General features: G+C 45.2%; 8 protein-coding genes and 1 rRNA gene. 7 read left to right on the top strand and 2 right to left on the bottom strand.

Going from position 1 to position 11592, the window contains the following annotated elements; all coding sequences use genetic code 11:
* The first annotated feature begins 9 nt into the window (after positions 1-9).
* Positions 10-120: ribosomal RNA gene (gene rrf, locus LX69_RS13650) — 5S ribosomal RNA — on the top strand.
* A 503-nt stretch (positions 121-623) separates the two neighbouring features.
* Here the strand turns inward: rrf and LX69_RS13645 are convergent.
* On the bottom strand, positions 624-2528 hold the full coding sequence (locus tag LX69_RS13645) for a RecQ family ATP-dependent DNA helicase (protein WP_111446609.1): 1905 nt from the start codon (positions 2526-2528) through the stop codon (positions 624-626).
* A gap of 479 nt (positions 2529-3007) precedes the next feature.
* Positions 3008-3505: a metallophosphoesterase family protein gene (locus LX69_RS13640; protein WP_111446608.1), complete on the bottom strand. Its 498-nt coding sequence runs from the start codon at positions 3503-3505 to the stop codon at positions 3008-3010.
* A gap of 138 nt (positions 3506-3643) precedes the next feature.
* Here LX69_RS13640 and LX69_RS13635 point away from each other — a divergent pair, with 138 nt between their 5' ends.
* From LX69_RS13635 to LX69_RS13610, 6 genes are all read left to right on the top strand, one after another.
* Positions 3644-4594 carry a glycosyltransferase family 2 protein gene (locus LX69_RS13635; protein ID WP_111446607.1) on the top strand — a complete coding sequence of 317 codons (951 nt, stop codon included), beginning with the start codon at positions 3644-3646 and terminating at the stop codon, positions 4592-4594.
* 139 nt (positions 4595-4733) lie between these two features.
* Positions 4734-5288, top strand: a complete 555-nt coding sequence (locus LX69_RS13630; protein ID WP_111446606.1) for a DUF1599 domain-containing protein — start codon at positions 4734-4736, stop codon at positions 5286-5288.
* 8 nt (positions 5289-5296) lie between these two features.
* Positions 5297-6511 carry a BT_3928 family protein gene (locus tag LX69_RS13625; RefSeq protein WP_111446605.1) on the top strand — a complete coding sequence of 405 codons (1215 nt, stop codon included), beginning with the start codon at positions 5297-5299 and terminating at the stop codon, positions 6509-6511.
* A 20-nt stretch (positions 6512-6531) separates the two neighbouring features.
* Positions 6532-7287 carry a triose-phosphate isomerase gene (tpiA, locus tag LX69_RS13620; RefSeq protein WP_111446604.1) on the top strand — a complete coding sequence of 252 codons (756 nt, stop codon included), beginning with the start codon at positions 6532-6534 and terminating at the stop codon, positions 7285-7287.
* 416 nt (positions 7288-7703) lie between these two features.
* Positions 7704-9173: an IMP dehydrogenase gene (guaB, locus tag LX69_RS13615; protein ID WP_111446603.1), complete on the top strand. Its 1470-nt coding sequence runs from the start codon at positions 7704-7706 to the stop codon at positions 9171-9173.
* A gap of 347 nt (positions 9174-9520) precedes the next feature.
* A complete protein-coding gene (locus tag LX69_RS13610) occupies positions 9521-11473 on the top strand; it encodes a peptidylprolyl isomerase (RefSeq protein ID WP_111446602.1) in 1953 nt (650 codons plus the stop codon).
* Positions 11474-11592 lie beyond the last annotated feature (119 nt).

The following is an 11592-nucleotide window of genomic DNA, read 5'->3' as shown; positions in this document are numbered from 1 at the left end:
AAAAAATATTAAGGTGGTTATAGCGCAGGGGTTCCACCTCTTCCCATTCCGAACAGAGAAGTTAAGCCCTGCCGCGCCGATGGTACTGCATAGAAGTGGGAGAGTAGGTCGCCGCCGATTTTTAGAAAAGCCAGTTGAGTAATCAGCTGGCTTTTTTGCGTTGTAGACTTTTTTATCCGCGAAGTGCACGAGGGGATCAGGTAGAAAAAGTTTTTTTAACCGCGAATTACACGAATTACACGAATTATACGAATTCTTTGCTTCGCAATGTGTCGAAGACAACGATAACTATGCTTCGCAAAGCGACTGCGTCGATTAGTACTAATGGAACGAATTGTTGCTCGGTGGGTCTTAGTGCCTTCTCGGGGGGCTCTGTGTAATGGTGGGTGACACAGAGGTGCACAGAGGTGACACGGAGGGGCACGGAGTTTTTTATTGAGTTGGATCGGGGGCTTGATGTGAAGCCTGTTTGTGATGGGGTGCTGTTGGGTATTAGGCGTTAGGGATTGCAGCGGAGCCCGATCCGAGGGGGAACGCCCAAAAGAAGAGTTGAAGAGTTTAGAATGGTGGAGTTTAGGGGGGGATTTAGGCAGGGGTAGAAATTTGTAACGAGGAGTGTTGAATTATTCCAGCCACTCTAATTGGTTGTTGGCGTTTGTGATGATGAGATCGACGTCTTCGAGCCAACGAATTACTTTTTCAACGTCGGGGCTTGGGATGTTGAGGGCGTGAACGAGGTCGGGGTATGTGAGGGGGGTTTGTGTGAGGAGTTGTCGGATAGATTGTTGGATGGATTTGAATTGTGAGTCGGGCAGGCCAGTCTTTTTTTTGTCGATGCAGACGTCGCAACGGCCACAGTCGGTGGTGTTTTTTTCGACGAAATAGTGGAGGAGTAATCGGCTGCGGCATGTGTGAGTGGTGGTGGCGTAGAGGATGACCGAATCGACTTGTTGGCGGTAGATGTTGAGCCGGTCGGCATAGATGGCTTTTGAGAATGTAAGGTGACGCAGGTCTTCGCGAGGTTGTGAGTAGGTGATTTGTGGTCCTTTTCGGCGGGGGATGTAGTGGATGACGCGAGCCTGGTTGAGGCGTTTGAGATATTGGTAGATGGTGTCGAACGAAGAGGCGGTTCGTTGAGCCATGAGGTTTTCATCGATGGCAGCGTATTCGGTGAATAGGCCGGTGTACGAGCGGAGCAGGAGTTTGATGAAAGCGTCGAGATCGGCATTGGCGACCTGGAATTTGTAGAGTTCGTCGCGTTGCAACAGGAAGATGATGCGGGAGGGTAGGTTGATGTCTTCGGTGAACTCGAGGTATCCGGCGCGTTCGAGAATTCGGAGACTGCTGAGCGTGTTGGAGATACTGAGGTGGTAGTTGTGGCAAAAAGCGGCCATGTTGAAGTCGTGAATGGTTCCTGAACCGGAACCAACGGCGATTTGAAAGAAGTTACCGAGGGCTTCGTAGACGCGGCGAACGGTATCGAGTTCGGGGAATGCGGTGGAGACTTGTCGGTTAAGGTTGGTTTTATCGTTAGGCGACCAAAGGAGCACGGCGTATGCTTTGAGGCTGTCGCGGCCGGCACGACCGGCTTCCTGGAAGTAAGCTTCGAGGGAGTCGGGGGCTTGCATGTGAACGACGAGTCGGACATCGGGTTTGTCGATGCCCATGCCAAAAGCGTTGGTGGCGACCATGACACGCGTTTGGTTGAGCGTCCAGCGTTTTTGTCGTTCATCGCGCAGGTCGTGGTCGAGACCTGCGTGGAAATAATCGGCCGAAATGCCCTGCTGGAGGAGCATTTGAGCGATTTCTTTGGTTTGCTTGCGGTTGCGGGCGTAAACAATGGCGCTTCCGGGAATGGCATTGAGCATGTTGAGCAGTTGCTCTTCCTTTTTTTCAGAGTGACGCACAACGTAAATGACATTGGAGCGTTCAAAACTTTTTTGGAAGAGGTTTTTGCGGGAGAAACGGAGTTTATCCTGAATGTCGTCGACCACTTGCGGTGTCGCAGTTGCGGTGAGAGCCAGCACGGGGACGTGAGGAATAATTTCGCGCAATTCGGCCAGCTTGAGGTATGAAGGGCGAAAGTCGTAACCCCATTGCGAGATGCAGTGTGCTTCGTCGATGGCCAGGATGGAAATGTTGAGTTGGGTGACGCGTTCGCGAAAAAATGGAGATGCAGCTCTTTCGGGGGAGATGTAAAGGAATTTGTAACCGCCGAAGAGGGCGTTGTCGAAAGCAATAGAGACTTCTTTGCTTTGCATCCCGGAGTGGATGGCCAGCGCTTTAATACCCCTGCGGGATAGGTTGGCGACCTGATCCTTCATGAGGGCGATGAGGGGTGTGATGACGATACAGATGCCATCGAGCACCATGCCGGGAACCTGAAAGGTGAGTGATTTGCCCCCCCCAGTGGGCATGAGTCCCAAGGTGTCGTTGCCCGAAGCGATGGACTGAATGATGTCGCCCTGCAAGGGGCGGAAATCGTTGTAACCCCAGTATTGTTTTAGTATCTGTTTGAATTTGTCCATGGTAAGCGATGGCGTGGCAATAAGAATAAAAGTAGGAATGCGCGTTTAGATGGCATGAGCGAAGATAATACGAAATCAGGTTCTCGAGCCGGATTATTTTGAAGTTGATTGAGGTCGCTGATGGTGTTTGTGATATGTAGAGTTGGAAGGAATATGCTCCGAGTTTTTAAATGAACACGGAGGTACAGGGACGCCGCGTTTTTTTAGATTATGACGTAAGTTTGAGAAACCTTAAACCTGTGTTCCAATAGAAATCAGATTACTCAGCCTTAAATCATCTTTCTTAGCTTGATCATCTAAGAACTGACACTGATTGCAGTGAGATATGATGATCGCCAGTGAGAAGAAGAAACCTCAGTCCAATTCAACAAAAGATTTAATTCATAATTCCTCATCAAGCGGTGTTATCGCGCTTGAATAATAATAACTTAACTTGTTGTTATGTAGGAGAGATGAGTCGAATAAGGGAAAATGTAAGTTTATCGTCTGAAACCTAGTTCAATGACTTCGAGGTTTTGGATGTTGCTGCCGTCGATGACAAAACGAACGGCGGTTCGAACCACGTGAAAGCCAGATAGACCGGCAGCTCCCGGGTTGATGTGTAGTAAGTTGAAGGAGGGATCGTTTATGACCTTGAGGATATGACTATGGCCGGAGATAAAGAGTCGGGGTGCGTTTAGTTGCATTTGTTGACGAATGCCAGGGGCGTATTTACCCGGGTATCCGCCAATGTGAGTCATCCACACGTCCACATCTTCGCAGCGAAAGCGTTCATGTTCGGGCAATTCGTGACGTAAGGCGGCATCGTCGATGTTCCCAAAAACGGCTCTGCAGGGTTTGAAATCGGTGATGGATTTTAGAACATCCGAAGCGCCAATGTCGCCGGCATGCCATATCTGATCCACATCTTTGAATAAATCGTAGAATCGGGGGTCGAAATAACCATGGGTGTCAGACAGAAGGCCAATGCGAGTCATGTGGTTGTTTTGACGACGAAAATATCGTTTATTCGTAAGAATGCCAATAATGCAGTGTTGTAATGTTGATATGTAAAAAGTTTTAGCTTTACACCAAAACAGCGGATTCAGCGTTTGTTAAACAACAACCCACAAAAGATGAAAACAGGTCTTTTTATTCCCACGCTCAATGCCGGAAAAGAATGGGAGAAGTTGCTTCGATCCATTGAAGAGCAAAGTCACACCTGTCATCGACGCGTTATTGTGGATTCCGGTTCTTCGGATCAGACAGTTGCATTGGCTCATCGGTATGGGTGGGAGGTGGTTGAGATTTCACCGACAGCGTTTGACCATGGCGGCACTCGCAACATGGCGCTCACCTTGTTATCCGATTGTGATGTGGTTGTGTATTTGACACAAGACGTGATGTTTGATTTGCCGGATGCCCTGAGTCGGTTGGTGGAGCCGTTCGAGATTAACCCAGAAGTGGCATGCAGTTACGGGCGACAATTGCCACATGATGATGCCAGTGCCGTAGCTCGGCATGCGCGAATTTTTAATTATCCGGTCAGGTCACAAATTAAAGATCATCACATGATTGAAACCTATGGTTTTAAGACATGCTTTGTGTCCAATTCCTTTGCAGCCTGGCGAATGAGTGACCTGCGACAGAACGGAGGATTTCCTTCGGATATTGTGTTTGGAGAGGATGCCTGTATGGCTGCAAAATTAATATTGAAAGAAAAGCAGATTGTCTATGTGGCAGATGCACAGGTTCATCACTCTCATAATTACAATTTTTTAGAAGTAATGAAACGTTACTTTGATATTGGCGTTTTTCATGCCACGCAGCCCTGGATAAGGGATCAATTTGGGACTGTTTCAGGAGAAGGCGTGCGTTTTATTGTCTCTGAAGTGCGTTATCTATTGATGCATGCCCCACATTATTTGTTGAAAGCCGCATTGGATAATTTGTCTAAGATGCTTGGATACCGCTTAGGGCGAGTTTATCATCGTCTCCCATTTGCTTTGCGAGCACGGCTTAGTTTGAATCCGAATTATTGGGAGCGACTGAAGCAGAAAAGTTGCAAATGTGATGCACCATCTTGAAATATGTGCCAATCTGTTGCCGCCTCCCCCAATTTTTGATAATTTTAGCCCGCTATAATTTGTCGGGGGAATACACCCAAAAGGGTTATTGAATTCCCTGATATCATTCATTACATTACCGCTAATCAATTGCCTGATTATGTCGCAACAGACAGCGCAACAATTTGACCACGTTATTGGGTTATGCAAGGATATTTTTGAGAAAAAGATGACTGATTATGGAACGGCCTGGCGAATCTTGAGGCCCAGCTCGATGACAGATCAGATCTTTATCAAAGCGCAGCGTATCCGGAGTATCGAAATCAAAGGGTCATCCCGAATCAACGAGGGAATACGCGATGAGTTTATCGGGATTGTCAATTACGCGGCCATGGCACTCATACAGTTGCAAATGGGAATTGCCGACCAGCCCGAGATGGATCCCCAAAAGGCATTGACGATGTATTTGGAACAGCTTTACACCGCCAAGGCATTGATGGATGATAAGAATCATGATTATGATGAGGCATGGCGGAAAATGCGCATCAGTTCTTTTACTGATTTAATATTGATGAAATTGCATCGAACCAAGCAGATTGAAGACAATCAGGGGAAAACACTTATTAGTGAAGGGATAGATGCCAATTATAAGGACATGATAAATTACGCGATTTTTGCGTTGATCAAACTGGAATTTCCTGAACCAACAAAATAGACCTCGATATGAAAGCCATACGCATTATAAGTCTTTGGATAATAGGGTTGACCTTTATATTTTCAGGGTTTGTAAAGGCTGTCGATCCCATTGGTGGTTCCATTCAATTGACGGATTATTTGTATGCTTTTCATTTAGAGTTTTTTAAAGGAATGGTCAAGTTTTTGGCCATTGGTTTGGCTGCCATGGAATTTCTGATAGGAATACATTTGATTTTACAAATGCGCATCAAATGGGTGTCTTGGCTCATGATGGTTTTGATGGCTTTTTTTACGCTTTTGACGTTAGTGATTGCCATCTTTAATCCGGTGAGTGATTGTGGTTGTTTTGGAGAGGCCGTGAAGCTGACCAATTGGCAGACGTTTTTTAAGAATCTGATTTTATTTCCCTTTGCTGTTGTGATTTTTGTTGGGAGGGACAAAATATCATCAGTGTTGAGCCCCGTTCGCAGTACATTGGTAGGGTTGCTGAATTTGTGTTTTATTTTGACCATCAGTTGGTATGCTTATTATGATACGCCCATATTGGATTTTCGGCCATTTAAGGTTGGGGTAAATATTCCACATGCCATGAGTATCCCTGCCGATGCCGAACAGCCGGTTTATGACACCCGATTTTTATTGGAAAAAGATGGGGTGCAACAAGAATTTGGTGTAAACGATTATCCCTATACCGATTCTACATGGGTGTATGTGAGCAGCAAAACGACACTATTAAAAGAGGGTTTTGTGCCCGCTATCAAGGATTTGCATATTAGTACGCCAGCACAGGAAGAAGTGACCGATTTATTGCTCAAATCGCCAAGTGCCGTGTTTGTGATGTTGGCCCCCAAATTGACCAAGATTGATACCACGAATATGGAGAATGTAGTGAAACTTCATTTTTTGGCACAAGAGAAAGGGTTTGGTTTTTATATCATTACGGCATCAGCCAATGATGAAATATCGAAGTTTGATGCCCGATATGGAGTCGGATTTCAGTATTTGACCGCAGATGAGTCGACCATTCGAACCATTACTCGCGCTAACCCGGGGGTGATGATGCTTCAGAATGGAACAATTATCGGGAAGTGGAATGTAAACCGTATTCAGGATGCATCCATATTTAGCAATCCGCTTGAAGGGGCGCTCACGATGTTACGCAAACGGAGTGATGCCATCATGTTGTTCAGTTGCTTCTTTTTATTATTAGCCGGAATATCTATTATTTTTCGTTATAAATAATTCTATAAACACAAACCAAAATGAGACAGAACATTGTTGCCGGAAACTGGAAAATGAACAAAACCCTTCAGGAAGGGATTGAATTGGCTAAAGAAGTGAATAGCCTGGTGGCCGGCATTTCGCCCAAATGCAAAATTGTATTGGGTACCCCTTTTACCCACATCACCGAAGTTGTTAAAGCTGTTGATGCATCGAAAATAGGTGTGGCAGCACAAAACTGTGCCGATAAAGTTTCGGGTGCTTATACAGGTGAAATCTCAGCTTCAATGGTTCAGTCAACCGGAGCTCAATATGTGATTTTGGGTCACTCAGAGCGTCGCACCTACTATGGTGAGACCAATGCCATTTTGAAAGAAAAAACCGATTTGGCACTTGCCAACGGGTTGACCCCCATTTTCTGTATTGGCGAAGTATTGGCCGAGCGCGAATCGAACAAGCATTTCGATGTGGTGAAATCACAAATCGAAGAGGCATTGTTCCACCTTTCAGCCGAAGCCTTTGGGAAAATTGTGTTGGCTTACGAACCCGTTTGGGCCATTGGAACCGGAAAAACGGCCAGCTCAGAGCAAGCACAGGAAATGCATGCCTTTATTCGTAAGACTTTGGTGGCAAAATACGGCGAGGCTGTAGCCAATAATACCTCAATCCTTTATGGCGGTAGCTGTAATGCTGCCAATGCAAAAGAATTGTTTGCAAATCCTGATGTCGATGGTGGTTTGATTGGAGGAGCTTCGTTGAAAGCGGCTGACTTTTTGGCAATCATCACTGCTTTTTGATTTATACAGATTTAAGATCATTAAAACGCATCCATTGAGGGTGCGTTTTCTTTTTTAATCCTATTGAGTATTTCAATATCAATGTCGTTAAGTTAGTGCGATTCATAAAAGAGACAAGAAGATGATTAGACTAAATACAGATAGATTAGACTAAAGAGACGAAGAGAACGGATCTAAACATCTGTTTTTATCTCATCATCTGTCTCTTCGTCTGCCATCTTTTTCTCTTAACTAAACGACATTGATTTCAATATGCATTCATTAGTGGATGTTGTGGAAACTGCTATTGGAGATTTTAGAATTCATTGGATTAGAAGGAACTGGGGAGTGCAGAAAAATAAATTCGATTTGGAGTTGTATGGGACGGGAAATTGCCTAATTTTGCCAAAATTTTTCAATTCCAAAAACACCAAGCGATGTCGTTTATAGAAGATAAAATTGTATCAGACGGATTGACATTTGATGATGTATTGCTCATTCCATCATATTCCGAAGTCCTTCCCCGCGAAGTGGATCTGAGTTCCATGTTTACCCGCACCATTAAAGTGAATACGCCCATTGTGTCGGCAGCGATGGATACCGTGACCGAATCGCGTTTGGCCATCGCCATTGCCCGTGAAGGAGGAATTGGAGTGATTCACAAAAACATGACCATTGAGCAACAAGCCAAGCAGGTTGAGATTGTGAAACGAGCCGAAAACGGGATGATTTATGATCCCATTACCATAAAAACGGGAAGCACCGTGAGTGATGCGCTGCGTTTGATGGGGGAGTATAAAATTGGAGGTATTCCGGTGGTCGATCAGCATGGCTACCTGGTTGGAATTGTGACCAACCGCGATTTGCGTTTTGAACGTAATATGTCACGTCTGATTGACGAGGTGATGACCAAGGATAAATTGGTGACAACGCAGCAAAGTACAGATCTTGAGGCTGCAGCTGAGATTTTGCAGCGCCATAAAATTGAGAAGCTACCTGTGGTTGATAAAAACAACAAACTCATAGGGTTGGTGACTTATAAAGACATAACCAAGGCAAAAGATAAACCACTCGCCTGTAAAGATGAAAAGGGTCGTTTGCGAGTGGCTGCCGGTGTAGGTGTGACATTTAATACATTTGAGCGCATCGATGCGTTGGTGAAAGCCGATGTGGATGCCATTGTGATAGATACAGCCCATGGACATAGTAGAGGTGTGCTTGAAACGTTGAAGGAGACCAAGCGTCGTTATCCCAATTTACAAGTGGTGGTAGGAAATATTGCCACGGCAGCAGCAGCACTCGATTTGGTGAAAGCCGGTGCCGATGCTGTGAAAGTGGGAATTGGACCCGGTTCTATTTGTACCACCCGGGTTGTTGCAGGAGTGGGAGTGCCACAGTTATCGGCGGTGTACGATGTATCCCGTGCTCTTGCCGGCACCGGTGTTCCAGTGATTGCAGATGGCGGTTTGCGTTATTCGGGTGATATTGTGAAGGCCATTGCCGCCGGGGGCGATTGTGTGATGGCAGGTTCGTTGTTTGCCGGTGTTGACGAATCGCCCGGTGAAACCATCATATTTAACGGACGTAAATTTAAGAGCTATCGAGGAATGGGTTCTGTTGAGGCAATGCAACAAGGCTCCAAAGATCGCTATTTCCAGGATGTTGAAGATGATATCAAAAAACTGGTTCCCGAAGGGATTTCGGCACGAGTTCCCTATAAAGGAACGTTGAATGAAGTGATTTATCAAATGATTGGTGGGTTGCGTGCCGGCATGGGGTATTGCGGAGCCATTAATATCAATGCACTTAAGAAAGCGCAGTTCACAAAAATCACCAGTGCCGGTATCACCGAGAGTCACGCTCACGATGTGACCATTACCAGTGAGGCGCCCAATTATTATCGTTAACGATATTGTACTATCCATATTTAAGCCTGAGAAGCATGTCTTTTCAGGCTTTTTTTGTTGTTTGGGTGTAATACTATTCGTTTTTTAACGTTCATAAGGCTATTGAAGCCAATGTTGGGTGCATTCAGTCATCGTTGAAAGCGTGATGTTCAAATGTTTTCTGTTTGTATTATTGTTGGCTTTGCGTCCACATCAGATGTGCTGTTATTGTGTGTGACTTGCTATGTGTGATTATGAATGTCGTTGGTGAGGAAATTTATTAAACAGTTACGAGGAAGATGTGACCATTTTTGTAGTGTAGTGTTTGTTTGAATTTTAAAGTAGTGTTATTGTAAATAAATAGACAGATGAGACGATTGTTTTTAGTTTTTCTGACGGCCATGACCTGTTTATCGATGATGGGTCAACAGAAATCCACCGTTGTTTTAGAGATTGATAAGCAAAAGTTTTTTCTCGATGAGTTCGAGTTTGTGTACCATAAAAACAATCAATTGAGTCAATCACCATTGACGCCGCACGAGTATTTAGATCTGTTTACCAATTACAAGTTGAAGGTGATTGAAGCAGAGAGGCTGGGTTACGACAAGCGAGAGGGATTTGTAAAGGAGTTCTCATATTATCGTGATGAGTTGGCGAAACCTTATTTGACAGACAAGCGTGCAGAAGATTTAGTGATTGAAGAGGCCTATGAGCGATTGAAGTTAGAGGTAGATGCCAGTCATGTTTTGGTTCGTTTCCCGAGTCAAACCCCATCGCCTGAAGATACGCTCAAGGCATGGCAGCGAATTCATGAACTCAAGGCCATGATTGACCAGGGAAAATCGTTTAGCGATGTGGCCTCAGCGCATTCCGAAGACCCTTCGGCGCGTCAAAATAAAGGTCATTTAGGATATTTTTCAGGTTTTCAAATGGTTTATCCGTTCGAAACTGCAGCTTATCAAACGCCTGTGGGGCAAATGTCAGGTGTGGTGCGTACGGCATTTGGTTATCATCTGATTCTGGTACACGATAAGCGCCCCACCCGTGGGGAGATTTTGGTGTCTCATATCATGAAAATGTATCCTTATAATGCCGAAGGTGCGCAGGAACAAAAAGCGAAAGCCTCCATCGACAGTATTTATGCTTTGATTCAGCAGGGTGCTGATTTTGAGCAACTGGCACGAGAATTATCAGACGACCGTCAATCAGCAGAGAATGATGGTCAGATGCCATGGTTTTCGCCCGGACGTATGATTCCTGAGTTTGCAACGCCAGCCTTTGAACTGAAGGCCAATGGTGATATTTCTCAGCCCATTAAGACGCCATACGGGTGGCATATCATTAAACGGATTGACCATCGAGGTATCGAATCATTTGAGAATATGCGGGACGAAATCAGCAAAAGAATAGCCTCCGATGAACGCGCTTTTGCCGGTCAACAAGCGGTGCTGCGTCGATTAAAAGAGACGCTTCAGTTTCAGTCGTATCCCAATGCAATTGAACCGCTGAAAAGCGTTCTTAAAACAGACAGTATCAACGATTCCATTTTTTATTCACGTGTGATGTTGATGAACGATCCTGTTTGTGTTTTTGCCAAGCAACGGTTGACTCAAACTGACTTTGCTAAATATTTGCAGTCGAAAAGCTGGCCGGTGTCCGCAAAGAATGGTGCAGATCTCGATGAGCAACTTGAACAGTTTTGTCATGCACAGTTGCTCGATTACGAGAAAGCAAATCTTTACAACAATCGTCCAGATTATCGATTTTTGGTATCGGAGTATCATGATGGGTTGTTGATATTTGAAATAAGTCAAGCTGAAATATGGAACAAAGCAGCAGCAGATACCGCTGGTTTGGAAGCTTTTTTCAACCTTCGTCGTGCTTCATATCCTAAGCCCGTTTCATGGGAAGGTTCGCTTTATTACTGTGCTAACGACAGTGTCTACGACGTGGTTAAGAATTTGATTGCTAACAAGAGCCGCTCTGAAGCAGACTCGTTGGTGAAGGCCATGGCATTGCCTGTGTCGCAGTTAAAAGTTGAATCGGTGAAGGCCATTAAAGGAAATAAGCCATTGATAGACAAAGAAGTGTTTGGAGTGGCTGATGCACATGTGACTTACCCGAAGGGGTATGACCGGGCACTCTTGTCAGGGAAAAGTTACCCCGAGGGGTTGTACGAGTTAAGTGAGATAAGGGGGCAGGTGTTGAGTGATTATCAGGTTGAGGTTGAGAAACAGTGGATTGCTTCGTTGAAGGAGCGCTATCGACCCAAAGTGAATTATAAGGCTTTGCGTAAAATGAAAGGCACTGACGCAAAGTGATTTTTGCCCCTTTCCATATAGCCCCCGCCCCTGATGCTTTGAGCAGATATAGGACGGGGGCTTCGTTTTTATTGGTTGATATTTTTTGCGCATTGCTCGATTTTATGCCTGCTTTTGTG

The sequence above is a fragment of the Breznakibacter xylanolyticus genome, from assembly GCF_003254275.1.
Taxonomy (GTDB): domain Bacteria; phylum Bacteroidota; class Bacteroidia; order Bacteroidales; family Marinilabiliaceae; genus Breznakibacter; species Breznakibacter xylanolyticus.
This window is presented reverse-complemented; position numbering and strand designations above follow the sequence as displayed.

What these genes read in the sequence shown, in the direction of transcription:
- LX69_RS13625 (WP_111446605.1), top strand. Translation starts at nt 5,297, where the DNA reads ATGAAAGCCATACGCATTATAAGTCTTTGGATAATAGGGTTGACCTTT.
- LX69_RS13610 (WP_111446602.1), top strand. Translation starts at nt 9,521, where the DNA reads ATGAGACGATTGTTTTTAGTTTTTCTGACGGCCATGACCTGTTTATCG.
- LX69_RS13635 (WP_111446607.1), top strand. Translation starts at nt 3,644, where the DNA reads ATGAAAACAGGTCTTTTTATTCCCACGCTCAATGCCGGAAAAGAATGG.
- LX69_RS13630 (WP_111446606.1), top strand. Translation starts at nt 4,734, where the DNA reads ATGTCGCAACAGACAGCGCAACAATTTGACCACGTTATTGGGTTATGC.
- LX69_RS13645 (WP_111446609.1), bottom strand. Translation starts at nt 2,528, where the DNA reads ATGGACAAATTCAAACAGATACTAAAACAATACTGGGGTTACAACGAT.
- guaB (WP_111446603.1), top strand. Translation starts at nt 7,704, where the DNA reads ATGTCGTTTATAGAAGATAAAATTGTATCAGACGGATTGACATTTGAT.
- LX69_RS13640 (WP_111446608.1), bottom strand. Translation starts at nt 3,505, where the DNA reads ATGACTCGCATTGGCCTTCTGTCTGACACCCATGGTTATTTCGACCCC.
- tpiA (WP_111446604.1), top strand. Translation starts at nt 6,532, where the DNA reads ATGAGACAGAACATTGTTGCCGGAAACTGGAAAATGAACAAAACCCTT.